General features: G+C 48.9%; 23 protein-coding genes. 11 read left to right on the forward strand and 12 right to left on the reverse strand.

Annotated features, from left to right (window positions below; genetic code table 11):
- Positions 1 to 7: 7 nt before the first annotated feature.
- Positions 8 to 1,114 carry a TRAP transporter substrate-binding protein gene (locus tag NX722_RS22175; protein WP_262565052.1) on the reverse strand — a complete coding sequence of 369 codons (1,107 nt, stop codon included), beginning with the start codon at positions 1,112 to 1,114 and terminating at the stop codon, positions 8 to 10.
- A gap of 129 nt (positions 1,115 to 1,243) precedes the next feature.
- Positions 1,244 to 3,415 carry a DNA helicase II gene (uvrD, locus tag NX722_RS22180; RefSeq protein WP_262565053.1) on the reverse strand — a complete coding sequence of 724 codons (2,172 nt, stop codon included), beginning with the start codon at positions 3,413 to 3,415 and terminating at the stop codon, positions 1,244 to 1,246.
- A 207-nt stretch (positions 3,416 to 3,622) separates the two neighbouring features.
- Between uvrD and NX722_RS22185 the strand changes: the two genes are divergently transcribed.
- Positions 3,623 to 3,799 (forward strand): hypothetical protein, encoded by a 177-nt coding sequence (locus NX722_RS22185; RefSeq protein ID WP_262565054.1) that lies wholly within the window; start codon positions 3,623 to 3,625, stop codon positions 3,797 to 3,799.
- Between the two features lie 236 nt (positions 3,800 to 4,035).
- The gene (znuA, locus tag NX722_RS22190; protein ID WP_262565055.1) at positions 4,036 to 4,986 is read left to right on the forward strand and encodes a zinc ABC transporter substrate-binding protein ZnuA; all 951 of its coding nucleotides are present in this window, start codon (positions 4,036 to 4,038) and stop codon (positions 4,984 to 4,986) included.
- Here the strand turns inward: znuA and NX722_RS22195 are convergent, their stop codons facing one another.
- Together NX722_RS22195 and purU are read right to left on the reverse strand one after the other, a co-directional pair.
- The gene (locus NX722_RS22195; RefSeq protein ID WP_262565056.1) at positions 4,987 to 5,280 is read right to left on the reverse strand and encodes a Lar family restriction alleviation protein; all 294 of its coding nucleotides are present in this window, start codon (positions 5,278 to 5,280) and stop codon (positions 4,987 to 4,989) included.
- 90 nt (positions 5,281 to 5,370) lie between these two features.
- Positions 5,371 to 6,225, reverse strand: a complete 855-nt coding sequence (gene purU, locus NX722_RS22200) for a formyltetrahydrofolate deformylase (protein WP_262565057.1) — start codon at positions 6,223 to 6,225, stop codon at positions 5,371 to 5,373.
- Positions 6,226 to 6,380: 155 nt separating this feature from the next.
- Here purU and def point away from each other — a divergent pair, with 155 nt between their 5' ends.
- The gene (gene def, locus NX722_RS22205) at positions 6,381 to 6,989 is read left to right on the forward strand and encodes a peptide deformylase (protein ID WP_262565058.1); all 609 of its coding nucleotides are present in this window, start codon (positions 6,381 to 6,383) and stop codon (positions 6,987 to 6,989) included.
- On the opposite strand, the gene NX722_RS22210 is transcribed toward def, so the two are convergent.
- From NX722_RS22210 to NX722_RS22240, 7 genes are all read right to left on the reverse strand, one after another.
- Positions 6,986 to 7,330, reverse strand: a complete 345-nt coding sequence (locus tag NX722_RS22210) for a hypothetical protein (RefSeq protein ID WP_262565059.1) — start codon at positions 7,328 to 7,330, stop codon at positions 6,986 to 6,988. The genes def and NX722_RS22210 overlap by 4 nt on opposite strands.
- Before the next feature lie 39 nt (positions 7,331 to 7,369).
- Positions 7,370 to 7,918: a hypothetical protein gene (locus NX722_RS22215; protein ID WP_262565060.1), complete on the reverse strand. Its 549-nt coding sequence runs from the start codon at positions 7,916 to 7,918 to the stop codon at positions 7,370 to 7,372.
- Positions 7,911 to 8,594, reverse strand: coding sequence for an NUDIX domain-containing protein (locus NX722_RS22220; protein ID WP_262565061.1), 684 nt, complete (start codon positions 8,592 to 8,594; stop codon positions 7,911 to 7,913). The genes NX722_RS22215 and NX722_RS22220 overlap by 8 nt, the downstream gene beginning before the upstream one ends.
- A 10-nt stretch (positions 8,595 to 8,604) precedes the next feature.
- On the reverse strand, positions 8,605 to 9,174 hold the full coding sequence (locus NX722_RS22225; protein WP_262565062.1) for an adenylyltransferase/cytidyltransferase family protein: 570 nt from the start codon (positions 9,172 to 9,174) through the stop codon (positions 8,605 to 8,607).
- Between the two features lie 445 nt (positions 9,175 to 9,619).
- Complete coding sequence (locus NX722_RS22230) at positions 9,620 to 10,492, reverse strand: endonuclease/exonuclease/phosphatase family protein (RefSeq protein WP_262565063.1); 873 nt, start codon at positions 10,490 to 10,492, stop codon at positions 9,620 to 9,622.
- Positions 10,493 to 10,567: 75 nt separating this feature from the next.
- Positions 10,568 to 11,287 carry a thiol:disulfide interchange protein DsbA/DsbL gene (locus NX722_RS22235; protein ID WP_262565064.1) on the reverse strand — a complete coding sequence of 240 codons (720 nt, stop codon included), beginning with the start codon at positions 11,285 to 11,287 and terminating at the stop codon, positions 10,568 to 10,570.
- Positions 11,288 to 11,408: 121 nt separating this feature from the next.
- A complete protein-coding gene (locus NX722_RS22240; RefSeq protein WP_262565065.1) occupies positions 11,409 to 12,026 on the reverse strand; it encodes a c-type cytochrome in 618 nt (205 codons plus the stop codon).
- A 359-nt stretch (positions 12,027 to 12,385) separates the two neighbouring features.
- On the opposite strand from NX722_RS22240, the gene yihA reads away from it, so the two are divergent.
- Positions 12,386 to 13,060 (forward strand): ribosome biogenesis GTP-binding protein YihA/YsxC, encoded by a 675-nt coding sequence (gene yihA / locus NX722_RS22245; RefSeq protein ID WP_262565066.1) that lies wholly within the window; start codon positions 12,386 to 12,388, stop codon positions 13,058 to 13,060.
- A gap of 312 nt (positions 13,061 to 13,372) precedes the next feature.
- Positions 13,373 to 13,609, forward strand: coding sequence for a hypothetical protein (locus NX722_RS22250; RefSeq protein WP_262565067.1), 237 nt, complete (start codon positions 13,373 to 13,375; stop codon positions 13,607 to 13,609).
- A gap of 65 nt (positions 13,610 to 13,674) precedes the next feature.
- On the opposite strand, the gene polA is transcribed toward NX722_RS22250, so the two are convergent.
- Positions 13,675 to 16,455, reverse strand: coding sequence for a DNA polymerase I (gene polA, locus NX722_RS22255; RefSeq protein ID WP_262565068.1), 2,781 nt, complete (start codon positions 16,453 to 16,455; stop codon positions 13,675 to 13,677).
- 100 nt (positions 16,456 to 16,555) lie between these two features.
- Between polA and NX722_RS22260 the strand changes: the two genes are divergently transcribed.
- The 6 genes from NX722_RS22260 to znuB all read left to right on the forward strand — a co-directional run bounded on the left by NX722_RS22260 (position 16,556) and on the right by znuB (position 21,852).
- Positions 16,556 to 16,963 (forward strand): DUF2782 domain-containing protein, encoded by a 408-nt coding sequence (locus tag NX722_RS22260; protein ID WP_262565069.1) that lies wholly within the window; start codon positions 16,556 to 16,558, stop codon positions 16,961 to 16,963.
- 78 nt (positions 16,964 to 17,041) lie between these two features.
- Entirely contained in the window at positions 17,042 to 18,040 is a 999-nt protein-coding gene (locus NX722_RS22265) for a homoserine kinase (RefSeq protein WP_262565070.1), read from the forward strand.
- Between the two features lie 55 nt (positions 18,041 to 18,095).
- On the forward strand, positions 18,096 to 19,664 hold the full coding sequence (locus NX722_RS22270; RefSeq protein ID WP_262565071.1) for a hypothetical protein: 1,569 nt from the start codon (positions 18,096 to 18,098) through the stop codon (positions 19,662 to 19,664).
- 89 nt (positions 19,665 to 19,753) lie between these two features.
- Positions 19,754 to 20,263, forward strand: a complete 510-nt coding sequence (locus NX722_RS22275) for a Fur family transcriptional regulator (RefSeq protein ID WP_262565072.1) — start codon at positions 19,754 to 19,756, stop codon at positions 20,261 to 20,263.
- Positions 20,264 to 20,305: 42 nt separating this feature from the next.
- On the forward strand, positions 20,306 to 21,064 hold the full coding sequence (znuC, locus tag NX722_RS22280; protein ID WP_262565073.1) for a zinc ABC transporter ATP-binding protein ZnuC: 759 nt from the start codon (positions 20,306 to 20,308) through the stop codon (positions 21,062 to 21,064).
- The gene (gene znuB, locus NX722_RS22285; protein ID WP_262568709.1) at positions 21,064 to 21,852 is read left to right on the forward strand and encodes a zinc ABC transporter permease subunit ZnuB; all 789 of its coding nucleotides are present in this window, start codon (positions 21,064 to 21,066) and stop codon (positions 21,850 to 21,852) included. The genes znuC and znuB overlap by 1 nt, the downstream gene beginning before the upstream one ends.
- Positions 21,853 to 21,913: the final 61 nt, after the last annotated feature.

Here is a 21,913-nt window from a genome sequence, read left to right on the forward strand (position 1 = left end):
TCTGGCTCTATAAAGAACGTGCGTCGTAATAGGCTTCTTCAGAAATCTTGTGGTACTGCGTGGACTGTTCACGGAAAGCCTTAAAAGACTCGTAAACACGTTTGGCAACATCACTGCTGGCAGCCACTTCAGCCGTGACTTCGTCAGCCGTTTCCTTCAGCTCTTTTAATACGTCATCCGGCAAACGACGCAGTTTCACGCCATGTTCGGATACCAGCTGGTTGAGAGCGGCATTATTTCTGGCTGTGTACTCGTCAAGCATGTCCTGATGAGCCGCTTTTGCAGCAGCCTTTACGATAGCCTGAAGATCGGCTGGTAATGCATTCCAGGCATCCAGATTAATGGTAAATTCCATCATGGAACCTGGCTCATGCCAGCCGGGATAGTAGTAATAGGAAGCCACCTTATAGAAGCCAAACGCCATATCGTTATAAGGCCCAACCCATTCCGTTGCATCAATGGCACCAGTCTGCAAAGCAGTAAAGAGTTCACCACCAGGCAGTGTTACCGGAACGCCTCCCAGACGCTTCAGCACTTCTCCGCCCATGCCGGGAATGCGCATTTTCAGTCCCTTAATATCATCAAGAGAGTTAATTTCCCTGTTAAACCAGCCCGCCATTTGCACACCGGTATTACCACCTGCCAACGGCTTAATATTAAAAGGCTTGTAGACTTCATCCCATAGCGCCTGTCCACCGCCATAGTGAATCCAGCTGCTGATTTCCTGAGCGTTTAAACCAAAGGGGACGGCGGTAAAAAACTGTGTAGCAGGGTCTTTGCCTTTCCAGTAGTAAGCACCGGAATGCCCCATATCGGCTGTACCGTTCGACACGGCATCAAACACCTCCAGTGCCGGAACCAGTTCACCAGCGCCGTATATTTTGACCTGAAGGCGACCCGCGCTCATGTCATTAACCATGTCAGCAAAGCGTTCTGGGGCCATGCCCAATCCGGGAAAATTTTTCGGCCAGGACGTGACCAGTTTCCATTCAAAAGATTGTTGTTCAGGCTCTGCTACAACGGAGGTTTCAGCTTGCTCGGATGATCCACAACCGGCAAGAAATGTTGCAGACAATGCCAGCCCGACGGAGGCAAGCAGGTTACGACGTTTCATGACTTTACCTTTCTGTCATTGTTGTTTTTATACGGATGTTTTTATAGAAGACAGGTGCATGTTAGCAGGTGTGGCTTTTCTGGCAACTTAAATCAATCAGCCCGGACTGAACATCCGGGCTGGTATCAATCAGGAAATCACCACCAGATTAGCGTAAGCCATCATCAGCCATTTCGTGCCTTCACTGTCGAAGTTCACCTGTACTCTTGCCTGCGCCCCATCACCTTCAGCACTTACAATAGTACCTTCACCAAACACATCGTGGTGAACCCGCTGCCCAAGTGCCAGTCCGGCAGATGCAGCAGAAGACGTAGACTGTCGTGTGGTGGCGGGGCGGGAAATCGTACCTCCCAGACGCACTTCCTGAATCAGTTCACCCGGTATTTCACGAATAAACCGGGAAGGGCGGTTGAAGGTATCCTTGCCATATAAACGACGGTTTTCAGCATAACTGAGCGTCAGCTTTTCCATGGCTCGGGTAATACCCACATAACAAAGACGACGCTCCTCTTCCAGGTTGCCTTCTTCCAGCGACATTTTGTGAGGGAACAGACCCTCTTCCATACCGGCAAGAAACACCATAGGAAACTCCAGACCTTTTGCCGAGTGCAGAGTCATCATCTGAACACTGTCAGAAAACTGGTCAGCCTGAGTGTCACCGGCTTCCAGCGCCGCATTGGCCAGAAAGGCATCCAGCGGACTCATGGTTTCGATTTCTTCATCCAGATCAAGGTCGTCAATATCAAACTGACGACAGGCGGTCACCAGTTCCTCAAGGTTTTCTACCCTGGCACGACCTTTTTCACCCTTCTCTTTTTCATGGTGCGCCACCAGGCCGGTGTGGGTAATCACACGATCAGCCAGCTCACCAAGATCAAGGTCGTCACCCACCGCAGTGAGGGTTTCAATCAGGTCGACAAACTCCGCCAGAGAACGTCCGGCCTTGCCACCAATAGCCTTGTTGGCAATCACGCTCTTGATCGCCAGCCACAGGGAAACATCCTGTGTGCGGGCAGCTTCCCTGAGTTTTTCGACGGTTTTCTCGCCAATACCCCGTGCCGGAATATTAATCACCCGCTCCAGAGAGGTGTTGTCATGGGGTGTGCTGATCAACCTCAGGTAAGCCAGGGCATTCTTGATTTCAGCCCGTTCGAAGAAACGTTGACCACCATAAATCCGATAAGGAATCCCGGCTCTCAGCAACGCTTCTTCCAGATTGCGGGACTGGGCATTAGAGCGGTAAAGAATGGCAATGTCGCTACGGGACTTGCCTTCGTTAACGGCTTCGCTGATGCGATCAGAAATAAACCTTGCCTCATCCATTTCATTGAAACCGGAATAAAGCTGGATCGCTTCGCCATCGCCACTGTCGGTGTGCAACTCTTTGCCAAGACGGTCAGGGTTGTTGGCAATCACTGCATTGGCAGCATTCAGAATCCTGCCTGTGGAACGGTAATTCTGTTCAAGTTTAACCGTGCTGGACTTAGGGAAGTCTTCGGTAAACTGACGTATATTCTCAATGCGGGCACCACGCCAGCCATAAATGGACTGGTCATCATCACCCACGACCATCATTTTGTCTTCATCGCCCACCAGTAATCTTAACCAGGCGTATTGTACGGCGTTGGTATCCTGAAATTCGTCCACCAGAACGTAGCGAAAACGCTGTCGGTAGTGTTGAAGGATATCCGGACGTTTCAGGAACAGCTCATGGGCTCGCAGTAACAGTTCACCAAAATCGACCACACCCATCTGCTCGCAATATTGGTGATAGGCTCGATAAACATCCAGCATGGTACGTTCAAACGGGTCATAACCCGGATCAATATAATCCGGGCGAAGCCCTTCATCTTTCTTGCTGTTGATGTACCACTGTGCCTGTCTTGGCGGCCAGCGCTGATCATCCAGCTGCATCGCTTTCATAATGCGTTTTACAACCCGAAGCTGATCATCGCTGTCGAGAATCTGGAAGCTTTCCGGCAGACCGGCATCCTGATAATGAGTCCGCAACAGACGGTGAGACAAACCATGGAATGTACCCACCCACATGCCTCTTGGGGGAATCCCCAGCAGGTCTTCAATGCGTGAGCGCATTTCTGCCGCAGCCTTGTTGGTGAAGGTAACAGCCATGATGGAGTAAGGCGATATTGCTTCTGCCTGCACCAGCCAGGCAATGCGATGCACCAGTACTCTGGTCTTACCACTTCCGGCTCCAGCCAGTACCAACATCGAACTCAGCGGGGCTGTTACCGCCTGCCGCTGGGCATCGTTCAGAGAGTCAATAATCGGGGTTACATCCATAACGGGTCTTCGCAGTTAAAACTTGGAACAGTGTAACGAATACTTGATACGTTATCGATTTATGTCTTACGGGAGAGAGTGTGGCAAAGAGTTGAGCTGTGTACGAGATATCTCACAGAGATAAACGACATGGACTCTTGTCAAGAATATGACACACGCTTATTTTAAAATGGTCAGTAAGCAAAAAAATAAGAAGAGATTACTGCCATGCCCAAGAATAAAGCATCCAAAAAAACGTCCATCGCTGCTTCCGGTCATCCCCGGGACGAAATGCCCGAAAAAAAATCAAAGCGGGCTCTGTACATCCGTCGCGCCCTGGAAGACCGGGAAGAAAAGAAGCGCATGAGTAGTGAATGTGGTGAGGATTACTGGGGAAGCTATTAACAGTAGCTACTAACAGTAGCTATTAACGGTAACTATTAACGGAAACAGTCAGGCAGCTTGAAAGCTGCCTGAGTCCCTCCAACGACGGCTGCTACTCATCGAAAAAAATCACCCGACGAACCTGCCTGTGCTAAAAACAAGGGGTCTGATAAAAACCATTAATTGGACAAAAGTACACATTATTTTATGTATGTTATAATATAACGTTTTAGATTTAAGCAGTGTTGTAACGTTTCATGGTACCCAATAAAAAATTCCCTATAATAATCAGCCTTATCAGTTTGCTGTTCTTCCATGCGCCAGCATTTTCAAGCGAACTGCCCGGTCAACCGCAGCCTCCGAAAGTATTAACATCTATCAAGCCATTACAGCTGATTGCCCAGGCAATCACTGAGGGAATTACTGAGCCAGACGTTCTTCTGCCTCCCGGAGCTTCTCCTCACAACCACAGCCTGAGACCTTCTGATGCCCGCCTGCTGCAAAGCGCTGATGTCATGTTCTGGATAGGCCCGGATATGGAGGTGTTTCTTGAGAGGATGCTGGCCAATAACAGAACGACCCGTTCTGTCCCTATGATGAGCGCCAAAGGCATCCATTTAAGGCGCTATGACGATAGTGATGAACACCATCATCATCATCATCATCATGACGACGACGATCATCATCACCATGGAGACTACGATGCTCATATCTGGCTAAGTCCGCAGAATGCCATCGCTATGGCGACAGCCATGAGCTCAACCCTGAGTGAGATAGACCCGGACAATGCCAGCCTCTACAAAAACAACCTGAAAAACTTCGTCAGCACTATGAGCCAGATTGATGCCCGCAACAGGAAAAAGCTGGCACCTTTCGTCAAGCGCCCTATTTTTGTGTTCCACGATGCCTATGGTTACCTTCAGGATCACTATCACCTTAATATTGCCGGACATTTCACCCTGAACCCCGAACAGCAGCCGGGAGCCCGTCATCTGGCAGAGTTAAGAAGGAGGCTGAAGGAGTCTGGCAAAACCTGTGTATTCCGAGAACCACAGTTCCAGCCTGCTTATATCAATAGAATTGTTGAAGGCCTCGACACCAAAGTCTCTCTGCTTGATCCTCTGGCAACGGATATTGCGGAAGGGCCCAATGCTTATCCAGAATTTATCAACGGGCTTGTGGACAACATTGTTGACTGCCTGAAGTAATCAGGAAAATAAACTGATCCCCAGGTAGCTGCCAGCCAGAAAAGCCAAAACAGCTACCAGAGGAACCGTAGTGGCTGACAGAGTCAGCCACATTCTCAGCCTCTCAGACTCCAGTCGACGGTTCCAGCACTGCACACTGAACTCCAGATCATCATCCAGCTCGGAAGACAGTCCACATCGGTTGCAGTGAACCTGCCACATTTGTGTTTCTGCAACAACCATATCAGAGAGTTCTGCTTTTCCCCGGCAGCAGGGGCAAGGCTTGAGAAGCGCAAATGGCAGATTCTTTTCCATAAGCAGCTCAGTATAAATATCATTTAGAATCAGTTTTACACATTTCCTAACAGGTTATCCACAAGTTAGCTGGCTTCTGTTGAAAAGCGTTCAGTCCAGAATAACGGTCTTTCTGCCATCAACAATAACGCGGTCTTCAAGGTGATAACGCAGGCCATGAGCCAGAACCGTCTTCTCTACATCCTTGCCTAAACGCACCATATCCTCCGGTAGATGATTGTGACCCACCCGAATCACATCCTGTTCAATGATCGGGCCGGCATCCAGCTCTTCAGTGACATAATGACAGGTGGCTCCCACCAGTTTTACACCACGATCATAAGCCTGATGATAAGGTCGTGCGCCAACAAACGAAGGCAGGAAACTATGGTGAATATTGATTAACCGGTTCTCATAGAGAGAACACAATTCTGGCGGGATGATCTGCATGTAGCGCGCCAGTACAACAGTATCAACGGCATACTCAGACAAAAGCTCTTTCATGCGCTCGTAAGCCACAGCCTTGTCGTTTTTATCGACCGGCACATAAAGAAAAGCGATGCCATGCCATTCAACAAAACTGCGCAGATCTTCATGGTTAGAAATAACACATGGAATATCCATCGCCAGATCGCCACTGCGCCAGCGATAGAGGAGGTCAGACAGACAGTGAGCCTGTTTGCTGGCTAACAGGGCAACCCGGTGTGGCTGCGCTGAATCGTTGATACGCCAATCCAGTTTTAACTGATCAGCAATGGGCTGAAACCTTGTGCAAAACTCCTTTAGCCCAAACGGCAGGCTGTCCGCTTTGATTTCATGGCGCATGTAGAAGCGGCCTGTCACGGGATCGGAGTGGTGGTTAGCTTCAAGAATCCAGCCACCCTCCCCGGCAATAAACTGGCTGACTGCTGCTACAATACCACTGGCATCCGGACAGGAGATTAAAAGTCTATAGGTTCTTGTCATCGTACTATTCTTTCAGTTCGAGATTATTATGAAAAATACTCAGCCTGAAAAAGTTTCTGAAAAAAAGCCAAGCATTGAAAATGCGGCATTATATGATGACTCGGCCGTGATACCTTAACCATTTTTAATGATTAAAAGAAAACAGGGGAAGATCAATGAAATTGTCACCAGAAGCAGACGTTTTACTGATGGGTCATCCGTTGCTCTTTCATGAGCAGGCACAGGTAACACTGGACGAAATAGCAACCAGTGAGTTTCAGGATAATCTGGACGCCTTGCGCCAGATACAGCTCAGGAGTAAGGGCATCGGTATAGCCGCGCCACAGGCAGGTTGGCCGGTAAGAGTGTTAAGTGTGGGAATTTCTGAAAAGAATCGAATACGTTACCCTGATGTAGAACACATTCCTTTCAACTTCTGGATTAATCCACAAATCATAGAAAGCAGTACAGATACCTGCTGGACCTGGGAGGGCTGCCTTTCTGTACCGGGCATGCGCGGCTGGGTTGAAAGGCCGGAGTCGGTTAGGGTGGCAGGCTATGATCAGTCTGGTCAACGTCAGGAAGCAGAGCTGACCGGTTTTCATGCCCGATTAATGCAGCATGAGCTGGATCATCTCAATGGGGTTCTGTACCCCATGCGAGTGGATGACAAAAGCCTGTTGATTCCTGACGGAGCCCTGTTTAACCAGAATGAATGGGCTGAGGGATGGCCTACACCCAACGCAAGAAACACCCCGGGAGGCGTTATTTCAAAAGAACGTTAGAAAATATTTTCATCGTCTTCGCCGCCAATCAGGCTGGTTCGGTCTTCTTTGCGAAGTTCTTCACGGTAACGCCGACGATTCAATAACTTGTTTTGAACCGGGTCAGGCAGTTCGGTGAACTGAATGACAGCTTTGTCAATCAACAGGTCGATAACATCTTCCAGTACACGGATAAAATCAGCATCGGCAGCCTGCATAACCTTGCCGCCAATGGTTGGGTTTCGTTGAAGAAAAATGAGAACCGCCTCATCTTCCAGATCTACTGATTTCCACTCATCAGAAAGCTGTTTTTCTGAAACCGCTATTATCAGCCCCTTATCATCCTTTAGCGCGTATAGCATCCTTGCCTATCCTCTTTATTATCCTTTGCACATGACGGTTTATAAGCGACGGTTAATGGGTAATGACCGGAGCAGGTCATTAATTAGCCCTCGACTGACAGCATACAGGTCATCGCCTGGCAACCCTTCACTGGCACCGCTGATACTCCATAGCGTTTCATTGCTGCGAACGTCCGTGACGCTCAGGCTCAGGGCGACATGAGGCCTGCCCTCATCATCAAACATCCATTCATTTACAGCACCGGAAAATGCGAAGCTTATGCCACTCTGTGCTGCCCACTGGCGTCCATTCTGAATTCTGTGAGCATCTGCCAGCGTATCATTTGCAGTGGTGACCATAAATTCCGGATACAGCTGAGGCTCGTCGATACCGTTAGACGGCAGCATAACCATCAGAATTCTCTCAACCTGAGTAGCGACGTTCTCAGATTCGGTATAGTTAGCAAAGGGAAGTACAGCCCAGCTGGCAGTACCTGGCAATCCTTCCCTGTACAGATTGGGAATACCGGAAGACTGACAGCCCGCCAGCAGGAACAGTACCAACAGGGCAAACACATTGTTTTTAAGCATCACACTGTTTTTAAGCATATTGCTGTAGCTCCTGATGATGTAGTTTCAGCCACTGAATAGCGATAACGGCAGGTGCATTAGCAATGCGTCCGTCTTCTACCATCACATAGGCTTCAGAAAAAGGCATTACCTGCACCCGAATGTCTTCACCTTCTTCTTTCAGTCCATAGCAACCACCGGCTCCGGAAGCATCGATAATGCCACAGTAAAGCATCAGCCTTTCATTGGTGGCCCCCGGACTCATATAAAAATTAGAAATGGGCAGCAGCTCTTTCACTTCGCAGTTGGCTTCTTCTTTGACCTCCCGGCGAGCAACCGACTCCAGGGTTTCATTCGGCTCAGAAATCCCTGCTACCACTTCAAGCAGCCAGGGATCTTCCCTGCTTAACATAGGGCCAACACGGAACTGTTCAACCAGCACTACCTGATCCAGCCCCGGATCATAAAGGAGTACACCCACTGACGGTACACGATAGACTGCTTCCCGAATGAGCTGAGGACTCCATCCTCCCTCAAAAAGGGCATGTCGAATTGTGTATCGGCTTAGCTTCAAAAAACCGGAATAGATAGTTTCTTCTTCATCAATACAAACATCGCCCATTCCAAAACCGGCTCGCTGGGTAGATTGTTGGGTAGGTTGTTGGGTAGATTGTTGAGCAGATTGCCGGGTAGCCCGTTCATTAGATTGCTTCATAAATAGTTTGTCAGACCTGGTAGAGTTTATTGGTCAGAATGTAGTCACGTACGGATGGATATAGCAAACCATCCAGCACCTTTTTTCTGTTATCGTCCGATGTTGTCGAAGCTGTTAGTTCTCGTACCAGACTGCTTCGAATCGAGCGTCTTTCCTGCGCTGTAAACAGTTTCCAGCGTTGCTCTATTTCCTGAGCCTTATAGAACCGGTTCCAGATCACAGGGTCTGCGTTGTCCGGTCCGCGAATAAAACCAAGCTCCACCTCTTCGCCATATTGCTGCTCCAGCGCTTCCATCAAGTCAAAAGTATACACTGGTGTATCGGGGTTATTTCTCAGCAAAGTTTCTTCAAGCGTACAGAGTTCCAGTTCACAGTCCGGAACCTGAGCTTCTCTCAAAAAACATTGCAGCATGGCAACCCGCTCAGCAAAAGACAGCAATTTTTTGGAAAAAGCATGAGACGCTGACGGCACCAGAAGAATCCGGTCAAAATGACCAGCAGCCTGACTCAGAACATCCTGATGCCCGAGAGTAGGGGGATTAAAGGCAGAGCCGAATACTCCGATTTTTATTGGGTTCATACTGTCTCATCCAGAAGTTTGCACTCTATTCTACCATCTGCTTTTGTTTCGAATGATCTCTTCTGGATGCCCGAACTTCGCAAAATAAGCATCTTATAGGTAACTTATGCAACTGGCCGAAATGTCTTTTCAAGACATTTATTGTGGTCAAAATAACCAGAAAGCCCTTCATATTGTTGATTTCAGTCAACAAAATACGATTATCAGCTTTGAAAGTCTGTTTTTGCAGCCCGGCAGGAAAAACAACCTTAGTCAGTTTGATTACTTATCAAACAACACAAATATACTGATACAAATCAATTTTCAGGGGAGTAATATACTCCCCATCAATTACTCCCTGACTTCTGGTTGGAATTTGTTAAGGTCTGGCATCACCCCTCCTCCTTCCCCCTCGATGCCAGACCTTTTTTTATAAGTCTGACACCCGTTCCACAGAAGATTTGATTTATTTCCTCAACTCAACACTATCCGGAACTTCTATTTCGACTGCGACTGGCAGATGGTCGGAGATGGCTATATTCAGCACTTCCATTCTGTTCACCAGCAGTGACTGGCTGACAAGAATATGATCAAGGGATTTATGGGGCTTCCAGCTGGGGAACGTATTTTGTTCCCAGTGCGCGGCCTGTAAGCCACTTCCTTTCAGCGGGGATTGATTTAAAAGTTGCTCTGCATGAGTGTTCATATCACCCATCAACACAACGTGTCGGTAAGATTGCACCAGTTCACGAATATACGACAGTTGAATGTCACGGGTCCGGCGACTCAGTGCAAGGTGCATCATAACCACCAGCAGTGTATCCAGTCCCTGACCATATTCAGCGACAATAGCACCACGTCCGGGAATGATACCCGGCAATTTGTGATCTTCGAGAGTAGCTGGTTTATAACGGCTTAACAGTCCATTACTGTGTTGGGCAAACTTACCCAGGTTACGGTTCAACTGCTGGTACCAGTAAGGAAATCGTCCCCTGAGCGCAAGGTATTCGGTCTGATTCACAAAGCCACTGCGCAAACTGCCGCCATCGACTTCCTGCAAAGCAACAATATCGAAATCAGGCAAAACGGAAGCGATAGAGTCAAGGTTATGGACACGTTTGGCATGAGGTAAAACATGCTGCCAGCTGCGGGTCAGGTAGTGGCGATATTGCTGGGTATTGATACCTACCTGAATGTTAAAGCTGAGAAGTCGCAGGCTCTGGTGTTTATTAAAGCTCACGGGAAAATAGTCAAGTTCGCTACAGGCAACAGCCTGGGGAGACTTGCTGCGTCTTCGTAAACTGGCAGCAATAGCTCCCTTAAGGGTTCTTATCGGCATCGGTGATATCCGAACGTTACAGACTCTTTCTTAAGCTTACCCCAAGGTTTATCGACTATCCCATAACCGTAACAATTACTTTACTTTAACGTTCTGATCCTTAAGGGGCTGGCTCGTTGCGGGAGCTTCTTTCGCTTTAGCTTTAATACGCTCAGTAATAACTTTCTGGATCAGAAAATCAGCAATTTCAGGCATTTTTTCCAGACCGACCTTTGGCTCAATAACAAATCGTCCATCAACCACCAAGGCCGGCACACCCGTTAACTGATAGCCACGAACCTTGGAAGACGCCTGATTCAACAGGTTTTTTACACCAAATGAGTTGTAGTAAGACAGGAACTTTTTCTTATCCACTTTGTGGTGTTTGCTCAGAAACGCCACCATTTCCTCTTCATTCTTCAAAAGGTTTTTTCGCTCCTGAACCTCACGGAAAACAGAGTCATGAATGGAATTCAGAGTCTTTTCATCCGGAAAAAGGCTTTCCAGTGTGTAGTAAAGCTGGGCGTGGGTTTGCCAGAGATTCGGCCCGAAAAAAGCGGGAACACGAACAAGCTGTACTTCTTTGGACAGTCTGGGTTTCCAGCGATCAACAACCGCTTCAAGGCTACGACAATGAGGGCAGCCGTACCAGAACACTTCTGCTACTTCGATACGGTCAGGACCAACAGAAGTCTGAACGGGCGATTTAAGCAGACGATAATCTTTGCCTTCCGTAAAAAGCTCTTTAGCTGACGCCTGCGCCAGAACAGAGAGCAACAGGGCTGTTATCCAAAAGCTTCGAATTATTTTTTTCATCAAGAACTCCTGCCAATGCAGCTTCTTCCACCGTTTGACTTACCAGCTTTCGGGCTAGCCTGCGACGTCCGGTCTTCTGTTTTTACCAGAGAACAGCATAGACCCTTTAGCCCAATAAGACTTACTGAAGCCCACTGATATAACTGGCCAGAGCTTCAACTTCCTTATTGCTGAGCTTTTCAGCAATCATACGCATGGTTTTAGAGTCACCATCATTAACCCGAATGCCTTCCCGGAACTCCTTCAGCTGTTTCTCGGTGTATGCTGGATGCTGTCCGGAGATATGCGGGAAACCTGCCATAAAGTTGCCCTGACCGGTTGGTGAATGACAGGAGCTGCAAGCCGGTATGGCTTTTTTTTCGTCACCGAAGCGGAACAGTTTTTCACCCAGTGCCACTTTTTCCGGATCGGCAACACTTTTAGCGGCTGTCTGGCTGGCATAAAACGCAGAGATATCTTCTATATCCTGGTCGGAAAGTTTGGCAACAAATGGAGCCATTTCCGGCACACTTCGCACACCTGATTTTATTTCTTTTATCTGCTTGATCAGGTAACGCTCCCCCTGACCAGCAATATTGGGATAGTTGGGAACTGCACTGATACCTGTCGCCCCGTGACAGGCTGTACAGGTCGTTGCTTTTGCCTTACCGGCTTCTGCGTTTCCTTTCGCACACGCCAATCCTGAAACACCTAATGAGACACCCAATGGAACTAAGAGACTGAGAATGATTTTTTTCATTACCCCTGACCCAGCTACGGCACTTGCCAACAATGGCTGTTATTATTCTGGCCAAACCATACAGAAAGACTGTTTGTTATAATCAGCGTTTCTGAACCTCCTGAGAGAGGTTTTGGATGACACACTTGTTTATGTTTACTGATATCAACCCTGCCTGTTCACAGACAGTAATCCCACAGTGTTTGTAAGCAGCCCTGGGAGAACGTCTGGTAAGAACTTTGTGCCTTGTGTTCTTGTCAAACTTACGTACAAACAGTGTGTTAAGCGCTTTTCAGCGATTGCAGCAGCCAAAGGCCGCATACACCCCGAAACGCTGACTAGTATAAACACTTACCGAGTCGGCGACCAGAACAAGCCTCATGACTGAAACAAATAATACTACTCTCCGTCACATGAATTATCGTAAAGCACAATTTGTGACCAGTGCGCCCACCCTGAAGCAGTGTCCACCGGATAATGCCCGTGAAGTGGCATTTGCCGGTCGCTCCAATGCAGGAAAGTCCAGCGCCCTTAATGCCCTGACAGGTTCATCCAAGCTGGCAAGAACCAGTAAAACGCCAGGGCGGACACAGCTGATCAATTTTTTTGCGATAGAAGAAAATCGTTACCTTGTTGACCTGCCAGGTTACGGTTACGCCAAAGTACCAGAAGCCATGAAGATCAAATGGCAGAAGCACCTGGACGACTATCTGACCAACCGTGAATCGCTGGCAGGTGTTGTATTGCTGATGGATATCCGCCACCCCATGAAAGAGTTTGACCGAATGATCCTGCAATGGAGCATACAGTCCCATATGCCGCTGCATATCCTTCTGACCAAGGCTGACAAACTAAAATCCGGCGTAGGCAAACAAGCTCTGAACAAACTCAGAAACGAAGTCAAAGAGTATGATCATGTGACCGTTCAGCTATTTTCGTCCCTGAAGAAAACCGGTGTTACCGAGCTAGCTCACCACCTCGATACCTGGCTGGCTGTTGAAGACGAAGCCTTTTTTGAAGAAGTAGATGATGATGTAGAAGCTTCCGAAGAGTAAGCAAAAAAAACTCCAGTTCCCGGGGGAGGGGAACTGGAGTTCGAAGCTCCGATAACGGAGTGTATGCCAACACTAAACACACAAGGAGTTGGTGTAAGTAGACAATCAGCCTCCTTACATAACTTCAGACCAGCGTTTTTCTGAATAGTTCAAAAAAAAGTGGGTCATAGAGTAAAGAGTCGACAAAAAAGAGAGAAGCTTTACTCAAAATAAAACAGATGTCGTGTATATAGGCAAAAAAAACCAGCTATCAGTAGAGGTTGATAGCTGGTGATGACAGTCTGTTGTTGGGGAACGTCAGACTGTCTATTAATGCCAACACTAAACACACAAGGAGTGCAGAAAGTTTCCCTCCTGCAATACATAAGACAACCGCTTTTTAAAAAAGTTCAAAAATTTTTAAAATTTTTTTCAGCCAAAAAAAACCAGCTACCTTTGGGGGAAGGAAGCTGGTTGATTGCAGTGGTCTGCAGGGGAACAGCCACTGCTTTGCCAACACTAAACACACAAGGAGTAAACAAGCCACTAAACGTGACTGTTACTATCTAAGACAAGCTGTTTGAAGATTAGTTCCCGGATTTTTCCAGCCTTACAAAATCCTTACAAAACTCTTCTTAGTGCGCTTCATCCCAGTTGTCACCTATACCCGCTTCAACCAGTAATGGCACATCCAGAGAAGCAGCCTGTGCCATTTTCGCTTTAACCCCTCTGCAAACCGCTTCCAGATCACTTTCGGCCACTTCCAGAACCAGTTCATCGTGTACCTGCATAATTACGCGGGCATCCAGACCGCTTTCCATCAGCCAGTGGTCAACGTCAACCATCGCGCGTTTGATGATATCGGCTGCCGTTCCCTGCATCGGGGCATTGATCGCCGTACGCTCTGCCCCCTGACGGCGCATACCGTTACGGGCGTTAATTTCCGGCAGATACAGTCGGCGACCAAACAGGGTCTCAACATACCCTTTTTCACGAGCGCTCTCTTTGGTGGTTTCCATATAACGGAGTACACCCGGATAGCGATCAAAATACAGGTCAATGTATTCCTGGGCCGACTTTCTGGAGATATTCAGCTGTTTGGATAAGCCGAATGAAGACATGCCATAGATCAGGCCGAAGTTAATCGCCTTGGCACTCCGTCGCTGTTCAGACGTCACATCGTCCAGAGTCACCCCGAAGACTTCCGCAGCCGTCGCTTTGTGAATATCCAGCCCGTTAGCAAAGGCTTCCAGCAAACCTCTGTCGCCAGAGAGGTGTGCCATGATTCGTAACTCAATCTGAGAGTAGTCCGCCGCAATCAGCTTATAGCCCTGGGTCGCGACAAACGCCTGTCGAACCCTGCGACCCTCTTCTGTACGAATCGGAATGTTCTGCAGGTTAGGATCAGAAGACGACAGCCGTCCGGTCGCTGTCACCGCCTGATGATACGAGGTATGAATGCGCCCGGTTTCAGGGTTAATCATCTGTGGCAGTTTATCAGTGTAGGTCGACTTCAGCTTGCTCAACCCCCGGTGCTCAATCAGCAGTTTCGGCAGAGGGTAATCCAGTGCCAGCTCCTGCAATACATCTTCAGCAGTGGACGGCTGTCCCTTGGGGGTTTTCTTGATGACCGGAAGACCAAGTTTTTCAAACAGCAGGGCCTGTAACTGTTTTGGAGACGCAAGATTAAACGGTTCACCCGCCATTTCATGGGCCTGACGTTCCAGCTCTTTTAGCCGCTCTCCAATCTCCAGGCTCTGTGTTGCCAGCAAAGCCCCGTCGACTTTTGCACCATTGCGTTCCAGGCGGGAGATAATATCCACCAGCGGCATCTCAATGTCATGGAACACTTTGCCAAGGGAAGGTTCAGCTTCCAGCCCCGGATAGAGCGCCTGGTGAAGACGCAGGGTAATGTCCGCATCTTCTGCCGCATAAGGCGAGGCTTTCTCCAGTTCGATCTGATTAAACGTCAGTTGTTTTTTACCCTTGCCAGCGATATCTTCAAAAGACGTACACTGATGGCTAAGGTATTTGTCAGCCAGACTGTCCATATCGTGACGGGTAGCCGTCGAATTGAACACGTACGACTCCAGCATGGTATCAAAGGCAATGCCCTTCAGGTGGATACCGTAACGAGCCAGAACGCTCTGGTCATACTTCAGGTTCTGTCCTATTTTTTTCTTCGCATCACTTTCCAGCAGGGGTTTCAGCTGTTCCAACACCCAGTCGCGATCCAACTGCTCAGGCGCGCCCATATAATCGTGAGCCACCGGTACATAAGCCGCTTTACCCGGTTCAACAGCAAAGGAAACGCCCACCAGCTCTGCCACCATATAATCCAGACTGGTGGTTTCAGTATCAAAGGCAAACTGTTCCGCCTTGTTCAGTTGCTCCAGCCAGTGTTTGAACTCAGACTCAGTCAAAACCGTGTCATAGCTGGCTTCAGCCTTTGGTGTCTGATCTTCTGCTGCGGCTCCTGCCTCGCTGTCCAGTTCAGCGATCATGGACCGGAACTCAAACTTCCGGAACAACGCCAGCAAGGCTTCTTTGTCGACCGGATCAGCTTTCAGGCTGTCGACACTGACAGACAGTTCAACATCCGTTTTGATGGTGGCCAGCTCCCGGGATAACAGCACCACTTCTTTATGTTCAGCAAATTTAGCGGCAAAGTTTTTACTGCCCCGGAAGCCCAGTGCCGGAACCTCTTCCAGACGCTCAGCAATATCATCAATACTGCCAATCCCCTGCAAAAGTGCCAGGGCTGTCTTTTGCCCGACTCCCGGCATGCCCGGAATGTTATCACTGGAGTCCCCCATCAGGGCCAGATAATCCACAATCAGATTTGCTGGAATGCCAAACTTATCCACCACACCAGACAGATCGGTGGCTTCGTTTTTCATGGTGTCGATCAGGGTGACATGTTCGGAAACCAGCTGGGCAATATCCTTATCGCCGGTGGAAATGATCGTGTCCACCTGTTTTTCCGTTGCTTCGCGGGCAAGCGTGCCAATCACATCGTCCGCCTCAACACCTTCAATCATCAGCAACGGCATGCCCAACGCACGAACAATATCGTGAATCGGCTGAACCTGAGAACGCAAATCATCCGGCATAGGCTTGCGGGTAGCCTTGTAGTCGGAGTACAGGTCATGGCGGAAGTTTTTCCCCTTGGCATCAAAAATCACTGCGACCGTGCTGCCGGGGTATTCATTGTTCAACTTACGCAGCATATTGGTCATCACCCGGATTGCACCGGTGGGCTGACCATCAGAGGTTCGCAGGTTGGCTCGTTCGGACGCATGGAAGGCACGATAGAGATAAGAAGAACCATCAACAAGAATCAACGGGGCTGACGCTTGTTCTGGCTCTTGTCCTGGCTCTTGTTCTGGCTCTTGTTCTGACAGAGGTTCTGGCATAGTCATTACTTTTTAAAAGATATTCGGGTTAGAGAATTCCGAGTAAACTCAGCTACTGGAGCTATTTTAATGCCCTGATGGATGATGAGCGAGATACACCATGAAGAAACAACTCACAATATCGCTGATGACTGCCACTCTTTTCACCTCTCTTTTCATATCGGGGTGCGCGACCAGAGCGCCGGACTCAGAGCAAGCTAACCAGGAAAAGCCTGCGGAAGTGAGTACTGAGGCCAATGTGATCAGCGAAGCAGACTTCGAAAAAATTCCCAAAAATCTGCGGCCGAAAGACCTTGAACAACGGGATGACACAACCGTTGTGATTCGCTCAGGCGAGGACCGGACCATTCGCGAATACCGTATCGGCCCTTTTCTGTACGCCATTCATGTGACACCGAAGGTAGGCCCTCCGTACTTCCTGATTGCGGCGGATAATCAGGGAAACTTTATTCGAGCTGACAAACCCGGCATGCTAGTGCCATCGTGGACCATTTTCCAATGGAAATGAAGCCCGCCAGAATACAACCAATAAATAAGCCAGGCGCAAGCGTGCATAAGGGCCTGAGAGAGACGCATTAAGGAAGTTATGTCTGTTTACACCCACTTGTCAGCCAGTGACATAGAATCACTGTTATCACATTATGATCTTGGAGCCCTGTGCGACTTTACAGGTATCGAAAGTGGTGTCGAGAATACCAATTACTTCATTGACCTGAAGTCCGGCAACACCCAACAACGTTATGTTCTGACGCTGTTTGAATACCTGCCCGAAGAAACCCTGCCTTTTTTTATTGATTTCACAACGGAGCTTAGTGAAGGAGGTATCCGGGTTCCTGCGCCCATCAGGGACAGGCAGGGAGAAGCCCTGCATACATTAAAGGGCAAACCCTGTCTGATCAGCCCATGCTTTAAAGGCCAACATCTGAGTACAATCAGTGCTGAACATTGCCGTCAGATTGGTACACAGCTGGCAAAACTGCATCTAATTGGGCAAAAATCCAGCCTGCAACAGGAAAATCAGCGGGGCATTCCGTGGTTGAAGCTTCAGGTGAAGCGGCTAAGTCCACTTTTGCCTTCCCATGAGGCAGAACTGATGCAGACTCTCTGGCAGGACATCCTCTCTGAGCTATCTACCCATGAACAATCCAAAGCCTGCCAGTTACCAACAGGGCTAATCCACGGCGACCTGTTCCACGATAATGTTTTATTCGACCAGGAGAAAATTACCGGCATTATCGACTTTTACAACGCCTGCCACGACTACCTGCTTTATGACCTCGCGGTGACCGTCAATGACTGGTGCATTAATCCCGACCTGTCGTTGAACGACAATCGCTTGACGGCCATAACCCACGCCTACTCACAGGTTCGTTCATTTACTCCACAGGAAAAAGAATCATGGCCTCTGATGTTGCGCCTTGCCGCCTTCCGCTTCTGGATTTCCCGCATAATCACCTTTGTTCATCCTGAGCAGGAAGTGGATAAAGAACATCAGGAAAATCAGGTTCTCAACTTCAAAGACCCGGATGAATTTAAAAAAATGGTGCTTTTACGAAGTCAGGAAAACATCCCGGTACTTCCCTGACCTATTCTTGCTTTAAGGGATAACAGCAAGAACAGAAAAACAGCAAGGACGCAGCATGCTTGGTATACCTGCCAATCTGATTCAGCAAGCAGAAAAGCTCACACAAAAATACAATGACGACCAGGTACTTCGGCTTCGCAACGGCAGGATCGTTGCGGGTCAGTTTAAAGGAACCGGGCCGCAAAAATTTAAAGGCATGCTGGTCAGGTTATTCTGGCCTCCTACCAGCTGGAAAAGAAAGTATCTGGATACCAGGCAGGCAGAGTTTGAACATATCAGCAAACAGGAAGAGCGAGCCTTTGCAAAGGCGCTTGCCGGGGCTATTTCAAAACGCACGACACGTCCTTATAAAGCCGTGTCCAGCCTGATGGTGGTCGATGTCAAAGCGCTTCTGGAAGACTCTCAGGCTGATCGGGAAGAATTTGACCAGACCGTTGCCAGAATCACCGACGCCGTTACACACCCCTCAGAAATGGTGAGCGACCCACTGGACGGAGCCAAAAAAGTAGCGGACATGGCGGTAGACAGTAAAAAAATCTACCGGGTGACGCAAATGCTACAACTACGCTCAGACGTTACAGAGATCTTATCTCAGGCCGGTATAAAAAAAGCCACGATTGAACGGCTGGATAAAGCCCTTGACGACCAGACCGTCAAGCTGGCGCTGTATAACGTAGCCTGTGAGTACGCCAGAAGAGCATACAGCCCTCCAACAAGCTGGAGCAGCTCGTCACCTTCCTCTTCACCATTAGAAGAAAACACTCCTGCCCCTCGTACGCCATCAGAAGTACAGGAAGAAGACTGGAACCGTAAGCATAAAATGACCGACACCCTTCATCAGGAGAGCTTCAAATACCAGTCTCCGGCGGATCTGGCCGTCGAGCAGATGTTTGAGCAGGGTGAGCAACCTATTGACCGTGCTGATATTCCTGAAGGCAAGCACAAAACCCGAAAGATCAAAGAACTCCAGAAAATTAACGAACCCTGGGCAAAGCGGGCAATAGAGCTTCTGAATAGCGAATCGCCAGAAGATCATAAAAAAGCCGTCCTTTTGGAGCGAGTCCACCAGCGTTCAAAAGACCATGCAAAGCTACAGAAAGAAAAAGCCGAAGCCGTTCATCAGACACAAACCGCTTACTGGTCCAGATCACGACTGAAAGCTGCAAAAAAAATCGAGAAACTGGAAGACCAGGGCACAAAAGACAACAGTCACTTTCCGCAGGAATATCGTGATTTAGCAGCGCAAAGAATCAGTCGCCCCCTGTATTACGATAACGTGCAACTGCCCATGGATGAAGCAATAGAGCAAACCATAACGATGCTGAAAAACGCCTATCCTTCTCTGGCAGCAAAGGGTAGCGCCTTTCGGGAGCAGGAGCTGAGAAAGCATCTGAAAAACTTCCTTTCCCAAAGGAAAATCGAGCCTGTAGAGGTGCCATTCAGAGCGTTCTCTGCATCCACCCAGACCGGTGAAGACGAACTCATCGCAGCTATTTCTGAGTCCCCGAAAGAGGACAACAGTCTGGAGCCAGAAAGAGATGAACCTGCATCCGAAAAAGATTCAGACGGCTCCACTACGCCATCCTGGCATCCCACAGAACCACCTCCACTGGACAAAGAATAATACCATCGGGCAGGCATCTGCCCGATTAAATCCATATCGATTCGGGTTATAATGTAACATTATATTTTTCGAGTCATTAACCCAGCACAATGAGTAGTGTTTATCACCCCCACAATCATGACGAATGCATAGAAGAAGCTCTTCAGACAGCCTCTGATATCTGCCAGAGCAACGGGGTTCGTCTTACGCCTCTGCGTAAAACCGTTCTGAAGCTGGTCTGGCAAAGCCATCAGCCCGTTGGAGCCTATGAGGTTCTAGCCCAGCTGGCAAAGCTGGAATCCAGGTCTGCGCAGCCTCCTACCGTCTACCGGGCTTTGGACTTCCTGCTGGAACAGGGGCTTATTCACCGACTGTCGTCACTGAATGCTTTTATTGGCTGCCCGCATCCGGGGGAGTCACACCATGGCAGTTTCCTGATCTGCAAACAGTGCAGAACCACTCAGGAGGTGGATCATGCCGCTATAAATAATGCCATTCAGTCCTGTGCGTCTGAGCAGGGTTTTATTGTTTCCGAAAGCTCCATTGAACTAACCGGCCTGTGTCGTCATTGTGTTACCTCCGCTGACACACCGGATACCGACATGAATGGAGCGTCATGACCAGAACAGTTTTTATCTTCTCGCCTATTTTTACGGATTAAGATGTCTCAAACACTAATAAGCCTTAACAAGGTCACTCATGCTTACGGGGAGCGAACCGTACTGTCCAATATTTCTCTGGAGCTGAAGCCAGAGGAAATCGTAACGCTGATCGGCCCAAATGGCGCAGGAAAAACGACACTGGTTCGTGTTGTTCTGGGCTTGCAAAAACCTGACTCAGGACAGAGAACCATCAAACGTGGTTTACGAATCGGTTATATGCCACAGAAGCTCTACGTGGATAACACCATGCCCCTGACCGTTAAGCGCTTCCTGTCCCTGACTAACCAGCCACTTTCAGACGTAAAAAACGCCCTGGGCAGAACCGGGGTAGAGCATGTCATTAACTCTCCGGTTCAGTCCCTGTCCGGAGGTGAGCTGCAGAGAACCCTGCTGGCCAGGGCGCTGCTACATAAGCCACACCTGCTGGTGCTGGATGAACCGGTTCAGGGTGTCGATGTCAACGGGCAGAAGGAGCTTTATAAACTGATCACTGAGTTGAGGAATGAGCAGGGGTGCTCAGTACTTATGGTATCCCACGACCTGCACCTGGTCATGGCTTCTACCGACAAGGTAGTTTGCCTGAACCATCATATCTGCTGTTCTGGCTCCCCTCTTCAGGTACGACAGGACCCGGCCTACCTCAAACTGTTCGGCAGAGAATCAGACGAGCTGGCGATTTACACTCATCATCATGATCATGAACACACCTTAAAAGGGAATGTTGTTCACAAGGCTGATGGTAATGGAGACACGCCATGATTTCTGATCTGCTGCTCCATGCAATGCTCGCTGGCTTTGGTGTGGCCCTGATCGCCGGCCCCCTGGGTTGTTTTGTGGTCTGGCAACGTATGGCTTACTTTGGCGATACGCTCTCTCATTCAGCCCTGCTTGGGGTCGCCATTGGCTTATTGCTGGATATTGACCTGAACCTTGCGGTTATCTTCTGCTCACTGCTTCTGGCCCTGATTCTGGTACTGATGCAAAACCAGAAACGCATGGCTTCAGACACACTGCTGGGCATACTGGCTCACAGCAGTTTATCCATCGGTCTGGTCGCTGTCAGTTTTGCCGGTAATGTGCGGATCGATATGATGTCCTATCTGTTCGGTGATCTTCTGGCCACCGGTGTACAAGACCTGTACTGGATTTATGGCGGCGGGGTCATTGTGCTTGGTGCCCTGATCTGGCTCTGGCGTCCACTGCTGGCCATGACCGTTCACGCAGAGCTGGCCCAGGTAGAAGGCTTTCCGGTACAAAGAGTCAGACTGGTGTTAACCCTACTGATGGCGCTGGTGATTGCTATTGCCATGAAAATTGTTGGCGTTCTGCTGATCACTTCCCTCATGATCATTCCTGCTGCCACCGCCCAGAAATTTGCACGGACACCAGAGCAAATGGCTGCACTGTCGAGTGGCTTCGGCTTGCTGGGCGTGTCCGGCGGACTCTCTGCTTCGTGGCATCTGGATACCCCGGCAGGTCCGTCTGTCGTTGTCGTCTGTTTTCTAATGTTCCTGCTCAGTATGATTTATACGACTATTCGTGAGTAATATAAGTCCCTGACTTTATTGTTATTTCACCCGGTTTTGATGACCGGGTGATTTATTCAGG

Origin of the sequence: Endozoicomonas gorgoniicola, assembly GCF_025562715.2 — a bacterium.
GTDB lineage: Bacteria > Pseudomonadota > Gammaproteobacteria > Pseudomonadales > Endozoicomonadaceae > Endozoicomonas_A > Endozoicomonas_A gorgoniicola.

What these genes read in the sequence shown, in the direction of transcription:
- NX722_RS22185 (WP_262565054.1), top strand. Translation starts at nt 3,623, where the DNA reads ATGCCCAAGAATAAAGCATCCAAAAAAACGTCCATCGCTGCTTCCGGT.
- NX722_RS22225 (WP_262565062.1), bottom strand. Translation starts at nt 9,174, where the DNA reads ATGAACCCAATAAAAATCGGAGTATTCGGCTCTGCCTTTAATCCCCCT.
- NX722_RS22250 (WP_262565067.1), top strand. Translation starts at nt 13,373, where the DNA reads ATGCCAACACTAAACACACAAGGAGTGCAGAAAGTTTCCCTCCTGCAA.
- purU (WP_262565057.1), bottom strand. Translation starts at nt 6,225, where the DNA reads ATGACAAGAACCTATAGACTTTTAATCTCCTGTCCGGATGCCAGTGGT.
- polA (WP_262565068.1), bottom strand. Translation starts at nt 16,455, where the DNA reads ATGCCAGAACCTCTGTCAGAACAAGAGCCAGAACAAGAGCCAGGACAA.
- NX722_RS22210 (WP_262565059.1), bottom strand. Translation starts at nt 7,330, where the DNA reads ATGCTATACGCGCTAAAGGATGATAAGGGGCTGATAATAGCGGTTTCA.
- NX722_RS22220 (WP_262565061.1), bottom strand. Translation starts at nt 8,594, where the DNA reads ATGAAGCAATCTAATGAACGGGCTACCCGGCAATCTGCTCAACAATCT.
- NX722_RS22195 (WP_262565056.1), bottom strand. Translation starts at nt 5,280, where the DNA reads ATGGAAAAGAATCTGCCATTTGCGCTTCTCAAGCCTTGCCCCTGCTGC.
- NX722_RS22235 (WP_262565064.1), bottom strand. Translation starts at nt 11,287, where the DNA reads ATGAAAAAAATAATTCGAAGCTTTTGGATAACAGCCCTGTTGCTCTCT.
- NX722_RS22240 (WP_262565065.1), bottom strand. Translation starts at nt 12,026, where the DNA reads ATGAAAAAAATCATTCTCAGTCTCTTAGTTCCATTGGGTGTCTCATTA.
- NX722_RS22270 (WP_262565071.1), top strand. Translation starts at nt 18,096, where the DNA reads ATGCTTGGTATACCTGCCAATCTGATTCAGCAAGCAGAAAAGCTCACA.
- NX722_RS22175 (WP_262565052.1), bottom strand. Translation starts at nt 1,114, where the DNA reads ATGAAACGTCGTAACCTGCTTGCCTCCGTCGGGCTGGCATTGTCTGCA.
- uvrD (WP_262565053.1), bottom strand. Translation starts at nt 3,415, where the DNA reads ATGGATGTAACCCCGATTATTGACTCTCTGAACGATGCCCAGCGGCAG.
- znuC (WP_262565073.1), top strand. Translation starts at nt 20,306, where the DNA reads ATGTCTCAAACACTAATAAGCCTTAACAAGGTCACTCATGCTTACGGG.
- NX722_RS22260 (WP_262565069.1), top strand. Translation starts at nt 16,556, where the DNA reads ATGAAGAAACAACTCACAATATCGCTGATGACTGCCACTCTTTTCACC.
- yihA (WP_262565066.1), top strand. Translation starts at nt 12,386, where the DNA reads ATGACTGAAACAAATAATACTACTCTCCGTCACATGAATTATCGTAAA.
- NX722_RS22230 (WP_262565063.1), bottom strand. Translation starts at nt 10,492, where the DNA reads ATGCCGATAAGAACCCTTAAGGGAGCTATTGCTGCCAGTTTACGAAGA.
- znuA (WP_262565055.1), top strand. Translation starts at nt 4,036, where the DNA reads ATGGTACCCAATAAAAAATTCCCTATAATAATCAGCCTTATCAGTTTG.
- def (WP_262565058.1), top strand. Translation starts at nt 6,381, where the DNA reads ATGAAATTGTCACCAGAAGCAGACGTTTTACTGATGGGTCATCCGTTG.
- NX722_RS22275 (WP_262565072.1), top strand. Translation starts at nt 19,754, where the DNA reads ATGAGTAGTGTTTATCACCCCCACAATCATGACGAATGCATAGAAGAA.
- NX722_RS22215 (WP_262565060.1), bottom strand. Translation starts at nt 7,918, where the DNA reads ATGCTTAAAAACAGTGTGATGCTTAAAAACAATGTGTTTGCCCTGTTG.
- NX722_RS22265 (WP_262565070.1), top strand. Translation starts at nt 17,042, where the DNA reads ATGTCTGTTTACACCCACTTGTCAGCCAGTGACATAGAATCACTGTTA.